Raw genomic sequence first — 19,547 nt, forward strand, 5'->3', positions numbered from 1 at the left:
GCGGTGAACGTGCGGTCGGGGGAGGCGTGTTGGAGCAGGACGCCACGCGGGACGGTTACCACTGGGAGGTCCCCTGCCGGGGGCGTCGGCGCGGGCGCTGGCCGGCGTCCCTCGGGCGGTGGATGACGGCCCACCAGGTGGACGACGTGGGCGGTCCCGGGTCCCGTCCGCGCACCGAACGCCAGCACCACTGGTGGCAGGTGATGTGTCTGACCGGCGTGGACTACTTCTCCACCCTGAGCTACCTCCCCAGCATCGCCATCCTCGCGGCCGGGGCGCTGTCGCCGGTCGCCACGCTGCTGATCGTGCTGCTCACCCTGTTCGGCATGCTGCCCATCTATCGTCGGGTGGCCGAGCGCAGCCCGCACGGCCAGGGTTCGGTGGCGATGCTGGCCCACCTGCTGCCGGAGTGGCGGGGCAAGTTCCTGATCCTGTGCCTCCTGGGTTTCGTGGCGACCTCGTGGATCGTCACCATCACCCTGTCCACCGCCGACGCCACCGCGCACCTGGGGGCCAACCCCTACACGCCCCGGGTGCTGGCCGACCACCCGGTGCTGGTCACGTTGGTGCTCCTGGCGCTGCTGGGGGCGGTGTTCCTCGCGGGGTTCAAGGAGGCGGTCCGGCTGGCGATCCCCCTGGTCCTGATGTTCCTCCTGTTGAACCTGGTGGTCGTGGTGGCGGCTCTGTCCCACATCGCCGCGCACCCGGAGACCCTGGCCCAGTGGGAGGTGTCCGTGGTCGGGGACGGCTTCTGGCCGACCACCACCGTGGTGCTGCTCGCCTTCCCGCTGCTGGTCCTCGGGCTGTCGGGGTTCGAGACCGGTGTGAGCATGATGCCGCTGGTGCGTTCGGAGGGGGAGACGGCCGAGGAGCGGATGCGCTCGCGCGTCGCCAGCACCCGCAGGCTCCTCACCACCGCCGCCGTCATCATGAGCTTCTACCTGCTGGCGACGACGTTCGTCACCGGCGTGCTGGTCCCCCGCGAGGACGTGGAGGTCGGCGGTCCGGCCGCCGACCGGGTGATGGCCTACCTGGCGCACGACCTGCTGGGCCAGGGGTTCGGCACCGTCTACGACGTCTCCACGATCCTCATCCTCTGGTTCGCGGGGGCCTCCGCGATGGCCGGGCTGATCAACATCGTGCCGCGCTACCTGCCCCGGTTCGGGATGGCCCCGGCCTGGGGCACCGCCGTCCGGCCGGTGGTCCTGGTGTACACGGTCGTGACGATGGTGATCACGGTCGCCTTCGGCGCGAGCGTGGACTCGCAGGCCGGTGCGTACGCCACGGGCATCCTGGCGATGCTGGTGACCTCCGCCGTGGCGGTGACCATCATCGTGCACCGCAGGCGGGCGTGGCTGGCGACGACCGGGTTCGCGGTGCTGACCGCCGTGTTCGGCTTCGCCCTGGTGGACAACGTCGTGAGCCGCCCCGACGGGCTGGCCATCGCCCTGTTGTTCGTGTTGGCGATCATCGTGGTGTCGCTGGTCTCCCGGACCCTGCGCAGCACCGAGCTGCGCGCACACTCGGTGGACCTGGACCCGACCGCGCTCCGGTTCGTCCGGGAGGCGGCCCGCCACGGCAAGATCCTGATGTTCGCGAACCGGCCGCGTTCGGGGGAGGCGGACGAGTACGCGGCGACCGAGGCGGAGCAGCACCGGCTCAACCCGGTGTCGCTGCGGGTCTCCCCCCTGTTCGTGGAGGTGCGTGTGCACCACCCCTCGGACTTCGAGGGGACGCTCGGCGTGCACGGGACCTGGATCCACGGGCACCGCGTGCTCAGGGTGAGCAGTCCGGCGGTGCCCAACGCGCTGGCGGCGGTGCTCCTGTGCGTGCGTGACGCCACGGGGAGCATTCCGCACTGCTACTTCGCCTGGTCGGAGTACTCGCCGATGCGGGCGTTCCTCCACTTCCTGGTGCTGGGCGCGGGTGGCACCGCCGGGTTCACGCGGGAGATCCTGCGGGAGAACGAGCCGGACGCCGACCGCCGACCCGTGGTGCACGTGAGCTGATCCCTGGGTCTCCGGGAGGGTCGCGAAAAGGCGGGACTATTCGGTCATAAAGTGCGAACTGCGTATCTGGGTGCGCAGGGTATGCGGCGTTGGATGGATGTCCGTAAACGAATCTACGAAGTCGGTTAGTTCCCTTTTGCGGGGCGGTTCCGCGTGTTCTTCCTTGGGAGATGTGGTGCGCATGGTGATCGAGTTTGCGCTCCGCGTGTTGGAACAAGCATCTCTGAACAGGCATAATGACTCTACGTAATATCCTATGGGCGTAGGGTGTTCATGATTCGCGGCAACATTTCCGGAATAGGCCTGCGCGGCCTCTTCGACTGCTAACGTTTCGGTCCGTTGGCAGTTCCGGTCGGAAAGAACTCCGTGATAACCGGGCCGCCACCCATGTCTTGAGCAAGCGGGCCACCCCGCCGTCCCGACGTCTTCGTGGACGGGTCCGCCGACCGTGTGACCCGGGGCGACCGCGACGACGGCCGCCCGGTTCGGGCTCACGGCAACGCGCCGCTCGGCGCAACCCCTGGCAGCACCTCGTGAAAGGGTCCAAGCCGCACCATGCGAAACACGTTCCGTTACTCCTTCGCCACCGCACTGACCGCGGGGCTGGTCCTGGCGCCCTTCAGCGCCGCCTTCGCCGACACCTCCACCGACGGCTCCGGCGGTGTGCTCAGCGGCAACCAGGTCGTCGTCCCCGTCGACGTCGAGGCCAACCTGTGCGGCAACTCGCTCGCGGTGCTCGGCATCTCCCAGGCCACCTGCACCAAGGTCTCCGAGGTCCTCTACGAGAGCAGCGGCCAGGGCGCCGCCACCGACGGTTCCGGTGGTGTGGCCAGCGGCAACCAGATCGTCCTCCCGGTGGACGCCGCCGTGGACGCCTGCGGCAACTCCGTCGCCGTGGCCGGGATCTCCGAGGCCGAGTGCGTGGAGGTGGTCGAGGTCCTGGAGAAGGAGTCCGAGGACGCGCCCAGCACGATGAACACCGACGGCTCCGGCGGCGTGGCCAGCGGCAACCAGATCACCGTCCCGGTGGACACGGCCATCGAGATCTGCGGCAACTCCATCGCCGTCCTGGGCGCCTCCAGCGCGCAGTGCACCACGATCATCAACTTCATCCACGCCTCCCCGGACAACGAGGGCGCCTCCACCGGGCCCGCCACGAGCGGTTCCGGCGGCGTGGCCAGCGGCAACCAGGTCTCGGTCCCGGTCAACGCGGCCGTCGACATCTGCGGCAACGCGGTGTCCGTGCTCGGCATCGCGGAGGCCTCCTGCGTGGAGACCATCTCCGAGAAGCCCGAGGAGCCGAAGGAGCCGGAGGAGTCGGAGAAGCCCGAGGAGCCGAAGACCCCCGAGGAGTCGGAGAAGCCCGAGGAGCCGAAGACCCCCGAGGAGTCGGAGAAGCCCAAGGTCCCGGAGAAGAACGAGGAGACGGACGAGAAGCCCGCTCCCCAGCAGGAGGCCGGTGAGGAGCTGGCGGTGACCGGCGGTGCCCTGGGTGGTCTCGTCGCCGCCGCTGTGGCCGCGATCGGCGCCGGTGGCGCCGGTCTGTACTTCGCCCGCAGGCGCAAGGCCACCGCCGCCGCCGACGACGAGTAGGCCCACCCGCCGGAGCACCTGCTCCGAGCGCCGGCCCGGAGCACCGGGCCGGGGGCGCGCATCCAGCGCCCGACCCACGGGGTCGCCGGGAGACCGGCGGCCCCGTCCGCGTGGGCGGGCCGGAGGGGACGAGGCGGGACGGGTGGACCGCCCTGAGGCGGCCCCGTCCGCGTGGGCGGGGCCGGTGCGGGGCGGCCGGGAACGTCTCATAACCTCGAAGACGTGCTCAAAGTCCTGTTCTCCTCACGCATGCTGGCCTTCCACGCGCTGGTCGTGGTCCTGGTGCCCGCCTTCGTCTGGCTGGGGTTCTGGCAGCTGGACCGGGCCGAGACCCGCAGCGCCGCGGTCAACCTCCAACGGGACAACGTCGCCGCCGAGCCCGTGGCCGTGGACCAGCTCACCTCCGTGGGCGCGGACGTCCCACCCGAGGACCGCTGGCGCACCGTCGAGGCCACCGGCACCTGGGACCAGGAGCACGAGCTCCTGCTCCGCAACCGGGACGGCTCCCAGGGGGTCGGCTTCCACGTCCTCACCCCGCTGGTCACCGGGGACGGCACGGCCGTCCTGGTCAACCGGGGGTGGATCGAGCGCGGCGAGAACGCCCAGGACACCCCCGAGGCGCCCGCCGTCCCCGAGGGCGAGGTCCACGTGACCGGCCGCCTCCAGTTCGGGGAGACCGAGGAGAACACCGGGCTGCGCGAGCGCGGCGGCATGCCCGAGGGCCAGATCATGTTCGTGGACGTGGACCGGTTGGCCGAGGAGCTGCCGTACCCGATCTACGGCGGGTACGTGGAGCTCACCGACCAGGACCCGGTGCCCGAGGTGGCCCCCGAGCGGATCGCCCTGCGCGAGGAGAACACCGGGATGAGCGCGTCCTACGCCTTCCAGTGGTGGGTGTTCAGCGTCGTCGCGGTGGTGGGGTGGGTCGTCCTGATCCGCCGTGAGCTGCGCGACGCCCGCGAGGCCGACGCGAGGGGCCCGGGGAACGGGGAGACTGGTGACGCAAGCGCCCAGGACCCGGAGGGGCCCCGCGACCCGGTCGCACCGGCCCAGAGCGGTCGGCCGTCCCGGACCTGAGCCCCGACAGCGGCCCGAGGAGCGACGTGGACGATCAGAGGGACTACCCGGCTCCCGGCTGGGTGGAGCGGCGCACGGTGCGGGGCGACGAGAGCGCCCGGGCCGGGCGGCTCTGGTGGGACGGCGCCGCCGACGCCTACCAGGCCGAACACGGTGACTTCCTGCGTGACGTGGGGTTCGTCTGGTCGCCCGAGGGCGTGGACGAGGCCGACGTGCGGCTGCTCGGGGACCTGGACGGCGAGCGGGTCCTGGAGATCGGTTGCGGCGCCGGGCAGTGCGGCCGGTGGCTGCGGGCCCGGGGCGTGCGCGAGGTCGTGGGGTTCGACCTGGCCTGGCGGCAGCTCCAGCACTCCCGGAGGATCGACGAGCAGACCGGGTACCGGCTGCCCGCCGTGCAGGCCGACGCGCAGCGCATGCCGTTCGCCGCGGACTCCTTCGACGTCGTCTTCTCCTCGTTCGGGGCGTTCCCGTTCGTGCCCGCCGCCGAGACCGCGCTGGCCGAGGCCGCGCGGGTGCTCAGGCCCGGCGGGCGGTTCGTGTTCTCGGTGACGCACCCGATCCGGTGGTGCTTCCCGGACGACCCCACCGTGCACGGGATGACGGTCCGGCAGTCCTACTTCGACCGCCGCGCCTACGTGGAGGAGGACGACGAGGGCCGGGCGGTCTACGTGGAGCACCACCACACCGTGGGGGACTGGCTGCGGGGGATCGTGGCGGCCGGGCTGGAGCTCCGGGACATGGTCGAGCCGGAGTGGCCGGAGGAGAACGACCAGGTGTGGGGCGGCTGGGGGCCGGAGCGCGGCCGGATGATCCCCGGGACGGCGATCTTCTCGGCGGTCAAGCCGGGGTAGCCGCGCCCGCGTTCAGCCGCGCGGGTGCACCGGCGGGGCGGACCCGGGGACCTTCGGCCCCGGGACGAGGAGCCCGCCCTCCTCGAAGGTCGGGGGCACGGCGACGCACTGGACCTCGTCCGAGTAGGTGATGCGCCCCGGCGAGGTGGTCCGCAGTTCCATCCAGCCGACGCCGTAGCGGTCGAGCAGGTCCAGATACGCCCTGGTCATGTCCAGGAGATCCACCGAGGAGGATCTGAACCAGGCCCGGGCTCCGGGGTGCAGAACAGGGTCGTAGCAGTCGGGTTCGACCGTCGTCGGATCGGTGTACATCGCGTTCGCGCGGCCGTTCGCCGCGCGGTGCCAGGCGGCGTCCTCCGGTGACAGACCACCGCTGCGGGCCAGACCGTTCGCGAGGGCGAAGACCCCTGGAAACCGGCCACTGCGGTTGGGGGCCACGCTCTGGAAGCGCACGTAGACAGTCACGCGGAGCAGGTTAGCGAAGGGCCCTGCCCCTGACAGCCGCACAACGGTCCCAGGGGTCGCGTAGGCGTGGGCCGTCCGGCCGAGGATGCGGCGCTTCCTGTGGCGGTCTCGAAGATCTCCTGTGGCCCGGCCCGGAAATCCCTTGGGGGCGGTCGGGGTCGGGCGGTAGCTTCGGGGCTCTACGAGAGGAGCCGTGTGTCCCAGCGACTGCGTGAGGTGTGGAACCAGACCCGTGCCGCCTACGAGCGGGAGGACTACCGGGTCGACGGCGCTCGGGTGGATCTGTCCGGGCCCCTGGCTGCGATGCGCGCGGGCACGCGGCTCCACCTGCCCGAGGAGGTCGCGGAGCTGCCCGTCCCGGCGGCGGGGCGTGACACCCGCTTCGAGGTCACCGGGGAGAGCACCCTGGCGGCGGCGCGCAGGCTGGTCGCGGCGGAGCCGGGCCGGGTGGCGGCGCTGAACTTCGCCTCGGCCCGCAGGCCCGGGGGCGGGGTGGCCAACGGTGCGAAGGCCCAGGAGGAGAGCCTGGCCCGGTCCAGCGCGCTCTACGACTCGCTGATCCGCTGCCCCGAGTACTACGACCACCATGTGGCGGAGCGGAGTCTGCTCTACAGCGACCGGGTGATCTGGTCACCGAGCGTGCCGGTGTTCCGCGACGACCGCGCGGGGTGGCTGCCGGAGCCGGTGCTGGTGGACTTCCTCACCGCGGCCGCGCCCAACCGGCGCATGGTCCAGCGCAACCAGCCCGAGCTCCTGCCGCTGGTGCCGCCCGCCCTGGACGTACGGGCCCGCGCGGTGCTGGCCGTGGCGGCCCATCACGGCACCACCCGGCTCGTGCTGGGTGCGTGGGGCTGCGGGGTGTTCGGCAACCGTCCCGAGGCGGTGGCCGCGGCGTTCGCCAAGCACCTGAGGGGGGACTTCGCGGGGGTGTTCGATCGGGTGGTCTTCGCGGTGTTGGACCGGGACCCCGGGGTACGCAGACCCTTCGAGGAGGCCTTCGATGAACGCATGGAGCGGTGAGTTCGAGAGCCGTGGACCCGGCGGGGTCACGGTGCGGAACGCGGTGCCCGACGACCACGGGCGGATCATCGCCGTGTGCGACGACTGGTGGGGGAGGCCGGTCGCGCACATCCTGCCCCGGCTGTTCCTCGACCACTTCGGCGGGACGTCCCTGGCCGTCGAGGACGACGAGGGGATCGCTGGCTTCCTGGTGGGGTTCCGCAGCCCCGACCGGGCGGAGGAGGCCTACGTGCACTTCACCGGGGTGGCCCCGAGGCATCGGCGTTCGGGACTGGGCCGGGAGATGTACCGCCTGTTCACCGACGCCGCCCGGGCCGACGGGCGTTCCCTGGTGCGCGCGGTCACCTCGCCTTCCAACGAGCGCTCGATCGCGTTCCACCGGTCGCTCGGGTTCGCGGTGACCGGCCCGTTCGCGGACTACGACGGCCCCGGCGACGACCGGGTGTGCTTCGCGCTCCAGCTCTAGGCTCGGGGTCGTGCCGCCACAGGGGGCGCCGCGCTTCGGGAGCGGGGCCTTGACGATTTCCGGCTGCTTGGTGAAGGTGGCGATGTGCGTGGGAGTCGGCGTAGGCAGGACAGCCGTCTCCCCGCACGTCATCCGGGCTGGCGGAGAAGGGGCGGGAGTGCGACTCAAGCTCGATTTGCACGACATCTTCAACAAGGGCACGAGCATCGACAAGGCCCTGAACGACATCATGGACGAGGCCGAACGGAAGCGGGCCAAGACCATCGAGATCATCCCGGGCAAGGGCTCGGGACAGTTGAAGAAGCGGGTGCTGCGCTTCCTCGACCGCAAGGACGTCAAGGCTCGTTACCACCGCGTCGAGAAGGACTCGAAGAACTTCGGTCGCCTGTTCGTCCACTTCAAGCACTGAGAGGTCCAACGGAGCGGCCAACCGGACCAAGTCGGCGGTGAGCAGGGGGTTGCACCTTCCGTAGCGGCATGTGGTCTGGTGGATTCACGCCCCGACCCCTGGAGAAAGGTCCCCGCTCATGCACGCGTCCTTCGTGCCACCCCGCCAGGTCAGGATCGGTGATGCGGCGGCCTTCGTCGGCACCACTCCACGGGCGATCCGTCACTACCACGAGATCGGCCTGCTCCCCGAGCCCGAGCGGGGCGTCGACGGCCGCCGCCGCTACGGGTACGAGGACATGATCCGCCTGCTGTGGATTCGCAGGATGGCCGACGCCGGGATCGCCCTGGAGGACATCCGCGACTCCCTCCAGACCGGTACCACCTCCGGCGGCGCTGAGGGTGGCGGCGGGGTCGCGGACGTCCTGGAGCGGTTGGAGGAGACACTCACGGAGCGGGAGGCGGAACTGCGGCGGCAACGGGCCGCTGTGGAGCGGATGCGCACCGAGGGCAGCCGGATGGGCCTGCTCTCCGACTTCGTCACTGATCGTCTCAGGAACCTGCCCGAGGGCACTCTGCGGCAGGCGGACCTGGACGCTCTGCTGGTCACGGAGCGGATCTTCGGCCCGCTCGGCGCGGCCGTCCAGGCCACCCGCTTCATCGCCCTGGCCACGCATCCCACTCTGCGGGAGGACTCCGACCGCGTCGACGCCGCCGAGGAGGCACTCGACGACGGGGTCGCTGTCGATGATCCACGGGTGGCTCGGGTGGCCGCCGAACGGCACGCCTTCGAAAGCGCCCTGCACGCCGTCATCGAGGAGTCCGGCCTGGACGAGGACGACGATGCCCTCTTCGACGCCTGGGACGCTCTGCACCCCGATCCGGCTCACGACGGCGAGGACGAGGACGACCCCGGCTCGGGCAGGCGGGAGGAAGGCTCCATGAGTGCGGTCGAAGCTGTCGGCAAGATGCCCTATGACTTCTCCCCGGCCCGCCAACGCTGCATGGAACTGGCCTTGGAACTCTCCTTCCAGGGCTCGCCCGCCAGCTGAGGCATGGTTCCGGAGGACCAGGGGCGGCACGGAGGTTCGCACCAGAGGCGATGGAGGAACCGTTCACCATCCTCGGAGACGATCGACGCGGGCGGAGGGAGTCCTGAGCGTCCGGGCGGGCTGACGTCACACTGCCCTGCTCAGGCGGAGGGCCGCAGGTGTTCGTGCGCCCACTCTTCGAAGCTGGTCAGGTCAATGCCCAGCGCACGAGCGAACCGTGGCCGGGCTGGCTGGCCGACCACATCCATGAACTCGTGCGTGGCACCCATGTCTCCCATGCCGGCGGCGCGCGCCTGTTCCTCCGTCATGTCCGGCGCCGTCAGTGGGACACCCAGGGCGCGCGAGAGGGTCTCGGCGATCTCGGTCATGGTCAGGTAGTCGCTGGCGAGCTCCAGTTCCACGCGGTGGAACTCGGCGGGGGAGGACAGGGCGGCCACCGCTGCTCGGCCCAGGTCCTTGGCTGCCACGAGTGCCAGGTGCGTGCTCGGTTTGACGACGGTGACCAGACCCCCTTCGACGCCACGGGGGAAGTAGAACCGCATGGACGGCTCGAAGTTCTCCATGAAGAACGACGGCTTGAGCAACGTCCAGTAGGGGAAGTCGAGTTCCCGCAGCCGGTCCTGGATCGCGGCCTTCGTCCCGAGCGGGGCCTCCATCACCGCCCACCGTCCTTCGGCCCAGCCTGGAGCCTCGACGTGCTGTCCCACGCCGCTGGTGGAGGACTGGACGAACTGCTCGACACCGGCGGCCCGAGCGGCCTTCATGAGGTTCTCCGCCTGGCTGACCTCACCGGCGAAGTCGAACCCCTGCTCGGTGTACGCGGGCATCTGCACGGAGAAGACGGCCCGCACGCCGTCCACAGCCGCCTCAAGGGTCGCGGGCTCGGTGAGATCGCCCACGAACAGGCTGGCGCCGCGTTCTTCCACGGCCCGTGCTCGCGGCGTGCTCGGGTCGCGTACCAGGGCGCGCACCGGTGTCCCCTGCGCGAGCAGGGCGCGGGCGGTGGCGCCGCCTTGGCGGCCAGTGGCACCGGCGACGAGAACCGGTGTTGCGGCAGTGGTCATGTGTACATCTCCTCGGTGGTCACGCACACCACAAACGGCGGGGCCCGCCGTTTCAGGTTCGCTACAATACGGCGGGGCCCGCCACTTATCAATACTGGAGAGAACATGACCGGCCAGCGCTCGGATGCCCGCCGTAACCACACGCGCATCCTCGCCGTGGCCGAAGCCGAGGTGGCGGCCCATGGAGCCCAGGCATCCCTGGAGCAGATCGCCCGCGTCGCAGGCGTCGGATCAGCCACTGTGCGGCGCCACTTCCCCACCCGCGAAGCCCTGCTCGAAGCCGTCTTCAAGCAGCGCGTCCGCGCTCTGTGCGATCGCGCTCACGCGCTCTGCGCCGAGCACGACAGCCGCTCCGCGCTGGAGGAATGGCTGCGCGAGCTGCTCGCCTACGCACTCGCCGCACGCGGCCTGGCAGACGTCCTCTCCTACGAGCCACTCCAGGACGAGGCCGCCCAGGACTCCTGTGCGGCATCCATCGGTGCGGCTGGCGCCGCGCTGCTACGCAGGGCCATTGACGACCGGACTGTCCGGACGGACATCACCATGGACGATCTACTCACAGTGATCGTCGGAATCGCTCTGGCCACCGAGAATCACACCGACCCGGCGATGCGGGCGGACCGCGCTCTCCGGCTCGTGGTCGCGGGGCTCGGGGCCAACGACACCTGAGCGCTCGTGCGCGGCACCGTCACAGCCCTGGCCCGGTGCTGTGACCTGCCCACGAGGGCGGTCCCCGGAGCGGATCCGACAGCGGGGGCGGCCGAGGTGTGTCCGCGCACCACCTGTCGTCGAACGAAGGGTCTCGGCTTCGGTAGCTTCGATGGCGGCCACCGGTCGCTCAAGCAGCTACAACGGCCCGGGCGGATCACGCACGCGTCTCCCGAGATCACGCGACACGCGTCAAGGCTCTGTGACCCGCGACTGCGGGGGATGCGTGGGGCCCGACGTATGTCGGGCCCCGGCTTGTGGGTGGTTCAGGTCAGGAAGCTGATGTGGTGGGTGAGGTTCTGGCCCAGGACGTCGAGGGCGTTGAGGCCCAGGAGGAGGGTGGAGCTGATGGCGGTGGCGGGCCATCCCCACCAGGGGCGGGGCGCGCGGTGGCGGCCCCGGGGCGGAACCGGTTCCGGCTCGGATTCGGCGTGGGACGCGGCTTCGGCCGCTTCTTGTGCGGCTTGTTCGCGGTGGTGGCGGGCCACCTTGACCCAGTGCGGGAGGGGCCCGTGTTCGAGCATGTACGCCACTCGGGGGTTGTCGCCCATCTGACGCAGGAGACGTTCTTGTCGGTCCTGGTGGGTCTCGGTCCAGGTGGACGCTGATTCCAGGGCCGGGACTCCTGGCTGGGGTGGGCGTGTGTTGGTCCGGGGGAAGCGGTGGCCTCGGGGTGCGGTCAGGACCGACCTGATCTCCTCCCTGACCTGGGGCCGGTTCATCGGACACCACCACAGGCGTCCCCACCAGCGGCGGTGAGGGTGGGGTGGGTGAACTCGGCCCAGATGACGGTGCCGAGCCCGGCGCAGAACGGGAAGTCCAGTACCGGGCGGAACCCCCAACGGGTGGCTAGGTGGTCGAGGATGAGCAGGCCGCGTCCGCGTTCGGCGCGCTCCTGCTGGCGCCTGGTGCGCCTGCGCGGGACCCTCGGAACGGTGTTGGAGTTGGTGCCGTCGTCGATGATCGAGACCCGCACAGCGCCCGGCCGGGGCAGGTCCAGGGTGCGGACCACCCTGCCGTCGGGGTCCTGTCCGGAGCGGGAGTGTTCGCAGGCGTTGGCGAACATCTCGCTCAGACACAACACCATGTCCTCCCGAGCCTCGACCGGCAGGCTGGTCATCCGGTCCAGGTCCATGGTGAGGTCGGTGCGGACCCGGCTGGTCTGGGAGAGGTGCCCGGGATAGACGCGGCACTCCCACCGGGACTCGGAGGGTGGGCTGTTCGTGTGGTTGAGGGCAGGGGTGTGCGGCACAATGGCCATGTCGGCAATCTCTTCTCTTCAAGGTGTGGTTGTTGTCGGCCTGCTCTGGGGGTGTTCCTGCACCCGCCAGAGCTTTTTCATGGACTGGCTTCGGGGCCTCTCAGGCAGCGGGCGGAGGTTCCGGGTCGCTCCGGTGAACACCCAGGTGCCGGTGAGCGAGCAGCCGAAGGAGTTCGGTGCGGTTGGGTGCGGTGATGCGCTCGTAGGGGTCGCCGTCACCGGTCCATCCGAGGGGGCGGCGGGCCACGAAGGTCTCGTTGGGGACCTGGCCCTCCACGGTCATGTTCCAGTGCTTGTGCAGCAGGGCGCAGAGCACGTGTTCAGGGACCGGGAGCCCGGAATTGGAGTCCTTGTGTTTCGGAACCTTTCCTGCCACGGGCCGGTTGCCGGGCACCCGGGTGGGCGCGGGGTGATCGTGAATCGCCTGGTCAATCAACCGGACCGCCAGTTCCCCATCGCTCTCCTCCCGCGCGATCCGCAGAGCCTCCAGGACCAAGGGGAGGCGGCTGCGCAGAGTGTGGTTGTGCCACACATCCACCTGCGCCGGGGTCAGATGAGTCGGGGCTGTGAGGGCGTCCTCGGCCACGGCCAGCAGGTCCCGGGTGTCCACATCCAACATCAGCACTCCACCTCGTCCTCTTCGGTGTCGATCCGCGACCACGGGTTGTCGGTCAGGTCGTAGGACAGGTGGAACCACACCTGCCGGAACTTCGGGTTGCCGTTGTCCCCCCACCGATCCGCGAGGGCGTCGATGAGAGCGAGCCCTTTGCCTTTCGCAGTCCCCGACCCGATCTCCTGGGGAGTCGCAGCGGTGAACGGGCCCGGTTCGACGGGGTGCCGGGCGCCTTGGTCCTGGCAGGTCAGGGTCATGCCGGTCGCGCCTCGGTCCACGGTCAGTGAGTAGGTCTGGCCGTGGTCGCTGGAGCGCGAGTGGGCGAGGGCGTTGTTGGCCAACTCCGACCCCAGGAGGGTGAACAGGTACCGGTAGTCCTTGCTGCGTTCGGCGGCGCTGGTGTCCAGGAACGCCCGCACCAGCGGCATCAGGCTGGGGAGACCGGCGAAGGCGTACTTGCGCTTACGGAACGGGGTGCCCACGGTCCGGGAGAAGTAGTGGGCGTGGAACGGCTTGATGAAGCTGGCCAGAGGGACTGTGGCCTCGCGGGCGGTCAGTTCGGGGGAGAACACGCTCACGTGGCCACCGCCAACCGTCGCAGCCCGGACAGGACGACCTCCAGGACCTGCATGGGTGCGGAGTCGATCGGCCTTCGGGGTGAGGGGATCAACGGTCCGCGAGAGCGAGACGTGGTGGTGCGGGGGTTCGTGGCGAAGGCTCGCACTCGCGCGGCCTGCCTGGGACGACGGCGATGGAACGCCAAGGCCGCGAGATGGCACACACATGCCAGCGCGGAGAGCTTCTGGGAACGGGGCGCCACGGGCGCACACCTCCTGGGACGGTTGCCGGGTGGGAGCCCAGCGGGAGTTCGACGTACCATCAATCATCGTTTCGAAAATTTAGAATCTCAAGTACATGCCTGAAATTCGCCACACAATCATTTAGGTCCGAAAGATGAAGGTTGGGACCAATGATGGCGACGGCGATACGATCAGAGATCTCAGGAGGAGGTCACCTTGGCAGGTCCCACGATCAGCAGGAGACAGCTGTCCGGTGTGCTCCGGCGCCTGCGTCGTGAACGACAGATGACGTTGGAGCAGGTGGCTGAGCGTCTGGAGTGGTCAACCGCGAAGGTCTCAAACTTCGAGACTGGTAGGACCGCGAAGCCATCAGTGACGGATGTGAGTGCACTTCTTCGCGTGTACGACATCTCAGCGGGGTCACCCGAGGACAGAGCGATCCTTGCTCTCGTGAGGCAGTCACGTCAGCGGGGCCGCTGGGCTCAGTACGGAGATGTCCTTACGGGTGAGTACGCCGGTCTTGAAGAGGAAGCCTCGCGGATCTCCAGCTACGAGCCGATTGTCATCCCTGGACTTCTCCAGACTCCGGAGTACGCGCGACTGCACATGCAGTCGGCATCCGCTCCGCGTGTCGATAGCGAGATCGACCGAACCGTCGAAGCACGGGTGCAGCGACAAGAGGAAGTACTCCAGGGCTCAGCGCCAGAGCTGTGGATGATCATCGATGAGAACGCTCTTCGCCGCATGGTGGTTGACCAGGAGGTCATGCGGGGTCAGATCGATCATCTGATCACGGTCTCCGAAGACCTCACCAACGCGATCACCGTTCAAGTCCTACCGGTCGCAACGTCCTTCCACAGCGGACTTGTAGGGCCGTTTGTCATCCTGGAGTACGCCGATGAGGACATTGCGCCGTTCGTGTTCCTTGAGACTGACACCGATGGGCTGTACCTGGAGCGCGAGGAAGAGGTCAGCAGGTATCGGAGGCTCTTTGAGCAGGCTCAGTCCGTCGCCTTGGGGCCTCAGGACTCAGTCCAACTGATGCACGGTCTCACCACATAGAAGAAAGCCGAAATCCCATGCGTCTAGCTCCCACACCCGTTGACCAGCTGGCCTTCCGCAAGTCGAGCTACAGCACCCCGCAGAACTGTGTCGAGGTCGCTGATCTACCGTCTGGCGCCGCTGTGCGCGACACTCAAAACCGGGAATTGGCCTGCTTGGTCTTCCCCGGGAAGGAGTGGACCGCGATGCTGCGGTCCACCACCCAGCCATAGCTGAGTATTGAGGAAGGTCCCCGACTTAACTGAGTCGCGGACCTTGTCCAGGATCCCCTGTCCACAGGTGGACAGGGGATCGGGACGTTCTCTCCTGGGCGCGGGGTGAAACAGCGGGCAGGCCTGTGTATGAGTCAGTCAGTACCCTCACCCCCAGCGGAGGTCCCCGAGATGCACCCCCACACCGACGAACTCGTCTTCAACAAGTCCAGCTACAGCGGCGGTAACGGCAACTGCGTCGAAGTCGCCCGTTTCCGCAAGTCGAGTTTTAGCGGCGCGCGCACCGAGAACTGCGTGGAGGTAGCTGACGCTCCTGGGATGTCTGCTGTCCGCGACACCCAGAACAGGGACCTCGGCACGCTGACCTTCCCCTCCCACGAGTGGTCCGCGCTGCTTCGCGCCTCCGAGTAGCCAGGCACCGAAGGCCCCGACCGTGGTTGCCGGGGCCTTCCTCAACCCCGAGCACTGAGGAACTTCTCCAACTCCTCCCGATCGGGGGACGTCGCGGGGCCGGGGCGGGTGACAGCGAGCGCCGCAGCCGCGTTGGCCCGGCGGGCGGCCTCCCGCACCGAACTCCCCGAGGCCAGAGCGGCGGTGAACACCCCCACGTGCGCGTCGCCCGCGCCGGTGGTGTCCACCGCGGCCACAGCGAACCCCGGGACCCGGACGGGCTCCGCTTCCCTCGTGGCGACGAGGCAGCCCTCGGCCGAATCACGCAGCACCACCACGCCACCAGGGGCCACACGCTCCACCAGCATCGCCGCTGCGGCGTGCAGGTCAGCAGTCCCGGTGACCGTGACGGCCTCGGCGGCGCTCAGGCTGAGCACGTCCGTCCGTCCCAGCACCGTCGCCAGCGTCGCGGCCGGAACATCGCCCACCACCGGCGCCGGGTCCAGCACCAGCCGCACCCCGGGAGGAAGCTCACTGATCCAGGTGACCAGCTCGTCGGCGCGAGCCCCCGGCAGCAGCGAGTACCCCACCGTGTAGACGAAGTCCCCCGGCTCCGGACGCAGGGTGCGCAGGTCCGCCAGCGGCAGATCAGTCTCGGCACCCAGACGAGTGACGAAGCTCCGTTCAGCGGAGGCGTCCACCAGCGCCACACAGAACCCCGTGTCCTCGGGACGAGGCGGGTGCGCGCACGCGACCCCCGCGTCATTCAGGGCCGACCGGACCAGGTCACCGTGCGGACCCGTCCCGTGCGCACCCCCGTAGACCACCTCCATCCCCGCCCGCGTCGCCGCCGCGATCACGTTGAACCCCCCACCGGGGAGGGACCGCGCACTGCTGGCGAGCACACCCCCACCCCGCTCCGGCAGGTGGTCGACGGTCATGACGACGTCGACGATCACCGGTCCCACATGGTGCAGGCGAACGGTCATTCCTGGGCCCTTTCCTCGGCATGTTGTCAAGACTTTGCCCTGCTCAGCCCCGGTATGTCAGCGCCCGGGAGCAGACTCGAATGTGGAGTCACGACGGGAGGCACCATGATCACCACCGACTACGTGATCGGTTCGCCCTGCTGGATCGAACTGACCACCGCCGACGTGGACCGTGCGACCGACTTCTACGGCCGCGTGTTCGGCTGGACGACGGAGTCCGCGGGCCCGGACACCGGCGGCTACATGCTGATCAGATACGAAGGATCCCTGATCGGCGGCCTCGGGCCGAAGATGGCCGAGGACCAGCCCGTCAGCTGGTCCCTCTACTTCAACACCCCTGACCTGGACGCGACGTTCAACCGCGCGCGGGAACTGGGCGCCACACCCTACGTGGAACCCACGGACGTCATGGGCCTGGGCAGGATGGCCTACGTGGCCGACCCGCAGGGCGGCTCGGTCTCGCTCTGGGAGGCTGGAACCCTCCCGGGCATGGAACGCACCGACGACCCGAACACCCTCGTGTGGGCCGAACTGTGGACCCCCTCGGCACAGGGCGCCAGGGACTTCTACGGCGGCCTCTTCGGATGGGAGTTCGCCGACTTCGAACTCCCCGGCGACGGGGGCGTGTACGCCGTGGCCCGCCCGGCGGGCCTGGGGGACGACCGCGCCTTCGGCGGGATCATGGGGGTCGACGCCGCCGACCTGCCCGCCACCCGTGGCGCGGCCGACTGGCACCCCGTCTTCCACGTCACCGACTGCGACGCGACCGTGGCGGAGATGACCGCCGCCGGCGGCCACATCCACATGGGTCCGGACGACGTCCCGGGCGTGGGACGCCTGGCCGTGGGCGCCGACCCGTTCGGCGCCGGGTACGTGCTGCTCACCCCGAACCCGGGGTAGGCCGCGCCCCCGCTCCGTGGGGCACACGGAGCGGGGACCGGCTCCTACTGGCGTGAGACGGCCGAGGCCCCGCCGCGCAGCACGAACTTCTGGATCTTGCCAGTGGCGGTCTTGGGCAGCTGCTCCACGAACTCCACCTGGGTCGGCGCCTTGAAGTGCGCCAGGTGCTCGCGGGTGAAGGCGATGATCTCCTCCTCGGTGGCGGAGGCCCCTTCCCGTAGCACCACGGAGGCGCGCGGGGTCTCGCCCCAGCGCTCGTGCGGCACGCCCACGATCGCCACCTCCAGCACGGCCGGATGCCGGAGCAGCACCCCCTCCACCTCGACGGAGGAGATGTTCTCGCCGCCGGAGATGATCACGTCCTTGATGCGGTCCTGGATCTCCACGTAGCCGTCCGGGTGGGTGACTGCGGCGTCCCCGGTCCGGAACCAGCCGTCGCCCATGGCCTGTTCGGTGGCCTCGGGGTCGTTGTAGTAGCCCTTCATCACCACGTTGCCGCGCACGGTGATCTGCCCGACGGTGGCCCCGTCCCAGGGCACCTCGGCGCCGGTCGCGTCGACCACCCGCAGCTCGCCGGAGGTGATGAGCTCGACCCCCTGGCGGGCCTTGAGGGCGCCCCGTTCACGCACGGACAGGTCCCGGTGCTCGGGCCGGGGCTCGCAGACCGTGATGAAGGGCGTGGTCTCGGTCAGGCCGTAGACGTGCGTGACGGTCCAGCCGAAGTCCTCCTCCAGCCGCTCGATGGTCTCGGCGGCGGGAGAGGCCCCGGCCGTGACCACGTGCACCCCCGGCGGGACCGCCCCGCGCACGGCCTCGGGCGTGTTGGAGAGCATGATCAGCACCGTGGGTGCCGCGCACAGCCAGGTGACCTCCTCGGTGCGGATGAGCTCGAACACCCGCTCGGGGTCCATGGCGGGCAGGCAGACGTGGGTGCCCCCGGCCGCCGTGACCGTCCACGTGTAGGTCCAGCCGTTGGCGTGGAACATCGGCAGCGTCCACAGGTACCGCTCACCGAGCCCGATCCGCAGGTGCAGCAGGGTGCCCACCGAGTTCATGTACGCGTTGCGGTGGGTGATCATCACCCCCTTGGGGCGCGCGGTGGTCCCGGAGGTGTAGTTGATCGTGAGCAGGTCCGTCTCCGCGATCTCCGGGCGCGCGAAGTCGGGGGAGGAGGCCGCGACCAGGGACTCGTAGTCCTCCCACCCGTCGCGGGCGCCCTCCAGGGCCACGAACCGCTCCACGCCGGGCATGCGGTCGCGCACCCCGTCGACGGCGTCGAGCTGGTCGGCGTGCACGCACAGCACCCTGGCGCCGGAGTGGTTGACGATGTACACGAAGTCCTCGGCGGTCAGCCGGAAGTTCACCGGGACCAGGACCGCGCCCAGCTGCGGGACCGCGTAGAAGGACTCCAGCTGCGCGTGGGTGTTGGGCGCGATGTAGGCGACCCGGTCGCCCTGCTCCACCCCCATGCCCTGGAGCGCGGTCGACCAGCGGTCGCAGCGGTCGAAGAACTGCTCGTAGGTGAGCCGGAGCTCCCGGTCGACCACCGCCTCCCGGTGCGGGTGCAGTCTGCGGGTCCGGCGGGCGAACTCCAGGGGAGTCAGGGTGAGTTCCATCGTGCCCTCTCTGTGTGGTGCTGCCTGGTGACGGGGGCCTGGTCGGAACCGGTGCGGAGGCCGAACAGCGCGGCCGCGTTGTCGTGCAGCACCCCGCGCAGCCAGTCGTCGCCCAGGTCCAGCCCGACCAGACTCCGGATCTGGTCGAGGTAGCGGTACGGGATGTTCGGGAAGTCGGTACCCAGGAGCACGCGGTGTCCGAACTCCCGGAGGCGCGGCAGTTCGGCGCGGGGGAAGGGCGACTGCCGCTCCGTGAACGGGGTGAACGTCATGGTGGTGTCCAGGTGGACGCGCTCGTACCGTTCGACGAGGTCCAGGAAGGCCGTGTACTCGGGTGCGCCCGCGTGGGCGATCACGGCGGTGAGTCGCGGGTGCTGGCGGAGCACCTCGGAGAACGGCCCGGGCCCGGTGAAGTTCCCGGGTGTCGGGCCGGAGCCGCAGTGGACGACCACGGGTGTCCCGGAGTCCGCGAGGGCGCCCCAGACGCCGGAGAGCAGGGGGTCGCGCGGGTCGTAGGCGCCGACCTGGAGGTGGGCCTTGAAGACGCGGGCGCCGGAACGGATCGCCTCGGCCACGTACTCGGCCGCCTCGGGCTCGGCGAAGAACGTGGCACTGCGCAGGGAGTCGGGGTGCCGCTCCGCGAAGTCGGCCGCCCACCCGTTGAGCCAGGTGGCCATGGCCGGACGGTGGGGGTAGGAGAGCGCGGTGAAGGCCAGGACGCCGAACCCGCGCAGGAGGGCGACCCGTTCCTCCTCGGACACCCGGTAACGGGGGTGCAGGGGCCAGACCCCCGGGCCCAGGGCGTCGAAGTAGGCCTGGACCTTGCGCAGCACGTTGTCCGGCATGAAGTGGGTGTGCACGTCCACGAGGCCGGGGAGCCCGAGCCCGCCCAGGATCCGGCGGAGCTCGGCCTCCTCGTCGCCCTCGGAGGGCGGTGAGATTCCAGTCACATCCGCCAGCCTACGACCGATCCGAACCGGGCTCGGGACCGGGGCGGGCCCACTGGTCGGGG

22 protein-coding genes are annotated in these 19,547 nt (G+C 69.9%); 13 read left to right on the plus strand and 9 right to left on the minus strand.

What is annotated here, in order from left to right; all coding sequences use genetic code 11:
• Positions 1-26 precede the first annotated feature (26 nt).
• The 4 genes from ACFW3L_RS25420 to ACFW3L_RS25435 all read left to right on the plus strand — a co-directional run bounded on the left by ACFW3L_RS25420 (position 27) and on the right by ACFW3L_RS25435 (position 5,530).
• Positions 27-2,009: an amino acid transporter gene (locus tag ACFW3L_RS25420; RefSeq protein ID WP_378747594.1), complete on the plus strand. Its 1,983-nt coding sequence runs from the start codon at positions 27-29 to the stop codon at positions 2,007-2,009.
• A 555-nt stretch (positions 2,010-2,564) separates the two neighbouring features.
• Complete coding sequence (locus ACFW3L_RS25425) at positions 2,565-3,602, plus strand: chaplin family protein (protein ID WP_378747600.1); 1,038 nt, start codon at positions 2,565-2,567, stop codon at positions 3,600-3,602.
• A gap of 222 nt (positions 3,603-3,824) precedes the next feature.
• The gene (locus ACFW3L_RS25430; protein WP_378747604.1) at positions 3,825-4,679 is read left to right on the plus strand and encodes an SURF1 family protein; all 855 of its coding nucleotides are present in this window, start codon (positions 3,825-3,827) and stop codon (positions 4,677-4,679) included.
• A 26-nt stretch (positions 4,680-4,705) separates the two neighbouring features.
• Positions 4,706-5,530, plus strand: coding sequence for a class I SAM-dependent methyltransferase (locus ACFW3L_RS25435; protein ID WP_378747610.1), 825 nt, complete (start codon positions 4,706-4,708; stop codon positions 5,528-5,530).
• Between the two features lie 12 nt (positions 5,531-5,542).
• Here the strand turns inward: ACFW3L_RS25435 and ACFW3L_RS25440 are convergent, their stop codons facing one another.
• Complete coding sequence (locus tag ACFW3L_RS25440; protein ID WP_378747614.1) at positions 5,543-5,995, minus strand: hypothetical protein; 453 nt, start codon at positions 5,993-5,995, stop codon at positions 5,543-5,545.
• Positions 5,996-6,190: 195 nt separating this feature from the next.
• Between ACFW3L_RS25440 and ACFW3L_RS25445 the strand changes: the two genes are divergently transcribed.
• The 4 genes from ACFW3L_RS25445 to ACFW3L_RS25460 all read left to right on the plus strand — a co-directional run bounded on the left by ACFW3L_RS25445 (position 6,191) and on the right by ACFW3L_RS25460 (position 8,920).
• Positions 6,191-7,015, plus strand: a complete 825-nt coding sequence (locus ACFW3L_RS25445; protein ID WP_378747617.1) for a TIGR02452 family protein — start codon at positions 6,191-6,193, stop codon at positions 7,013-7,015.
• A complete protein-coding gene (locus ACFW3L_RS25450) occupies positions 6,996-7,481 on the plus strand; it encodes a GNAT family N-acetyltransferase (RefSeq protein WP_378747628.1) in 486 nt (161 codons plus the stop codon). The genes ACFW3L_RS25445 and ACFW3L_RS25450 overlap by 20 nt, the downstream gene beginning before the upstream one ends.
• A gap of 157 nt (positions 7,482-7,638) precedes the next feature.
• Positions 7,639-7,890, plus strand: coding sequence for a Smr/MutS family protein (locus ACFW3L_RS25455; RefSeq protein WP_049577193.1), 252 nt, complete (start codon positions 7,639-7,641; stop codon positions 7,888-7,890).
• A 118-nt stretch (positions 7,891-8,008) separates the two neighbouring features.
• Positions 8,009-8,920 (plus strand): MerR family transcriptional regulator, encoded by a 912-nt coding sequence (locus ACFW3L_RS25460; protein WP_378747639.1) that lies wholly within the window; start codon positions 8,009-8,011, stop codon positions 8,918-8,920.
• Between the two features lie 140 nt (positions 8,921-9,060).
• Here ACFW3L_RS25460 and ACFW3L_RS25465 read toward each other — a convergent pair whose 3' ends face one another.
• A complete protein-coding gene (locus tag ACFW3L_RS25465) occupies positions 9,061-9,984 on the minus strand; it encodes an NmrA/HSCARG family protein (RefSeq protein ID WP_378747645.1) in 924 nt (307 codons plus the stop codon).
• 105 nt (positions 9,985-10,089) lie between these two features.
• Here ACFW3L_RS25465 and ACFW3L_RS25470 point away from each other — a divergent pair, with 105 nt between their 5' ends.
• A complete protein-coding gene (locus tag ACFW3L_RS25470) occupies positions 10,090-10,653 on the plus strand; it encodes a TetR/AcrR family transcriptional regulator (RefSeq protein WP_378747648.1) in 564 nt (187 codons plus the stop codon).
• Positions 10,654-10,958: 305 nt separating this feature from the next.
• Here ACFW3L_RS25470 and ACFW3L_RS25475 read toward each other — a convergent pair whose 3' ends face one another.
• The 4 genes from ACFW3L_RS25475 to ACFW3L_RS25490 form a co-directional block, all read right to left on the minus strand.
• Positions 10,959-11,243 carry a hypothetical protein gene (locus ACFW3L_RS25475; protein WP_378747650.1) on the minus strand — a complete coding sequence of 95 codons (285 nt, stop codon included), beginning with the start codon at positions 11,241-11,243 and terminating at the stop codon, positions 10,959-10,961.
• A 167-nt stretch (positions 11,244-11,410) separates the two neighbouring features.
• Entirely contained in the window at positions 11,411-11,953 is a 543-nt protein-coding gene (locus tag ACFW3L_RS25480; RefSeq protein ID WP_378747653.1) for an ATP-binding protein, read from the minus strand.
• A gap of 100 nt (positions 11,954-12,053) precedes the next feature.
• Positions 12,054-12,572 carry a hypothetical protein gene (locus tag ACFW3L_RS25485; RefSeq protein ID WP_378747657.1) on the minus strand — a complete coding sequence of 173 codons (519 nt, stop codon included), beginning with the start codon at positions 12,570-12,572 and terminating at the stop codon, positions 12,054-12,056.
• Positions 12,572-13,144 carry an ATP-binding protein gene (locus tag ACFW3L_RS25490; protein WP_378747661.1) on the minus strand — a complete coding sequence of 191 codons (573 nt, stop codon included), beginning with the start codon at positions 13,142-13,144 and terminating at the stop codon, positions 12,572-12,574. The genes ACFW3L_RS25485 and ACFW3L_RS25490 overlap by 1 nt, the downstream gene beginning before the upstream one ends.
• A 438-nt stretch (positions 13,145-13,582) precedes the next feature.
• Between ACFW3L_RS25490 and ACFW3L_RS25495 the strand changes: the two genes are divergently transcribed.
• The 3 genes from ACFW3L_RS25495 to ACFW3L_RS25505 all read left to right on the plus strand — a co-directional run bounded on the left by ACFW3L_RS25495 (position 13,583) and on the right by ACFW3L_RS25505 (position 15,051).
• Complete coding sequence (locus tag ACFW3L_RS25495) at positions 13,583-14,428, plus strand: helix-turn-helix domain-containing protein (RefSeq protein WP_378747666.1); 846 nt, start codon at positions 13,583-13,585, stop codon at positions 14,426-14,428.
• 17 nt (positions 14,429-14,445) lie between these two features.
• On the plus strand, positions 14,446-14,640 hold the full coding sequence (locus ACFW3L_RS25500) for a DUF397 domain-containing protein (protein ID WP_378747669.1): 195 nt from the start codon (positions 14,446-14,448) through the stop codon (positions 14,638-14,640).
• Between the two features lie 171 nt (positions 14,641-14,811).
• Positions 14,812-15,051, plus strand: coding sequence for a DUF397 domain-containing protein (locus ACFW3L_RS25505; RefSeq protein WP_378747672.1), 240 nt, complete (start codon positions 14,812-14,814; stop codon positions 15,049-15,051).
• Between the two features lie 41 nt (positions 15,052-15,092).
• Here the strand turns inward: ACFW3L_RS25505 and ACFW3L_RS25510 are convergent, their stop codons facing one another.
• Positions 15,093-16,019, minus strand: coding sequence for a PfkB family carbohydrate kinase (locus ACFW3L_RS25510; RefSeq protein ID WP_378747676.1), 927 nt, complete (start codon positions 16,017-16,019; stop codon positions 15,093-15,095).
• A 105-nt stretch (positions 16,020-16,124) separates the two neighbouring features.
• On the opposite strand from ACFW3L_RS25510, the gene ACFW3L_RS25515 reads away from it, so the two are divergent.
• A complete protein-coding gene (locus ACFW3L_RS25515; protein WP_378747681.1) occupies positions 16,125-16,919 on the plus strand; it encodes a VOC family protein in 795 nt (264 codons plus the stop codon).
• 44 nt (positions 16,920-16,963) lie between these two features.
• Here the strand turns inward: ACFW3L_RS25515 and ACFW3L_RS25520 are convergent, their stop codons facing one another.
• Positions 16,964-18,535 (minus strand): long-chain-fatty-acid--CoA ligase, encoded by a 1,572-nt coding sequence (locus tag ACFW3L_RS25520; RefSeq protein WP_378747683.1) that lies wholly within the window; start codon positions 18,533-18,535, stop codon positions 16,964-16,966.
• Entirely contained in the window at positions 18,520-19,485 is a 966-nt protein-coding gene (locus tag ACFW3L_RS25525) for an amidohydrolase family protein (protein ID WP_378747689.1), read from the minus strand. The genes ACFW3L_RS25520 and ACFW3L_RS25525 overlap by 16 nt, the downstream gene beginning before the upstream one ends.
• Positions 19,486-19,547 lie beyond the last annotated feature (62 nt).

The sequence above is a fragment of the Nocardiopsis sp. NPDC058789 genome, assembly GCF_042745575.1.
In the GTDB taxonomy this organism is placed as follows: domain Bacteria; phylum Actinomycetota; class Actinomycetes; order Streptosporangiales; family Streptosporangiaceae; genus Nocardiopsis; species Nocardiopsis eucommiae.

Coding starts and splice junctions, on each gene's coding strand:
- ACFW3L_RS25425 (WP_378747600.1), top strand. CDS start 2,565: ATGCGAAACACGTTCCGTTACTCCTTCGCCACCGCACTGACCGCGGGG.
- ACFW3L_RS25450 (WP_378747628.1), top strand. CDS start 6,996: ATGAACGCATGGAGCGGTGAGTTCGAGAGCCGTGGACCCGGCGGGGTC.
- ACFW3L_RS25460 (WP_378747639.1), top strand. CDS start 8,009: ATGCACGCGTCCTTCGTGCCACCCCGCCAGGTCAGGATCGGTGATGCG.
- ACFW3L_RS25465 (WP_378747645.1), bottom strand. CDS start 9,984: ATGACCACTGCCGCAACACCGGTTCTCGTCGCCGGTGCCACTGGCCGC.
- ACFW3L_RS25470 (WP_378747648.1), top strand. CDS start 10,090: ATGACCGGCCAGCGCTCGGATGCCCGCCGTAACCACACGCGCATCCTC.
- ACFW3L_RS25475 (WP_378747650.1), bottom strand. CDS start 11,243: ATGGGCGACAACCCCCGAGTGGCGTACATGCTCGAACACGGGCCCCTC.
- ACFW3L_RS25480 (WP_378747653.1), bottom strand. CDS start 11,953: ATGGCCATTGTGCCGCACACCCCTGCCCTCAACCACACGAACAGCCCA.
- ACFW3L_RS25485 (WP_378747657.1), bottom strand. CDS start 12,572: ATGTTGGATGTGGACACCCGGGACCTGCTGGCCGTGGCCGAGGACGCC.
- ACFW3L_RS25500 (WP_378747669.1), top strand. CDS start 14,446: ATGCGTCTAGCTCCCACACCCGTTGACCAGCTGGCCTTCCGCAAGTCG.
- ACFW3L_RS25505 (WP_378747672.1), top strand. CDS start 14,812: ATGCACCCCCACACCGACGAACTCGTCTTCAACAAGTCCAGCTACAGC.
- ACFW3L_RS25510 (WP_378747676.1), bottom strand. CDS start 16,019: ATGACCGTTCGCCTGCACCATGTGGGACCGGTGATCGTCGACGTCGTC.
- ACFW3L_RS25515 (WP_378747681.1), top strand. CDS start 16,125: ATGATCACCACCGACTACGTGATCGGTTCGCCCTGCTGGATCGAACTG.
- ACFW3L_RS25520 (WP_378747683.1), bottom strand. CDS start 18,535: ATGGAACTCACCCTGACTCCCCTGGAGTTCGCCCGCCGGACCCGCAGA.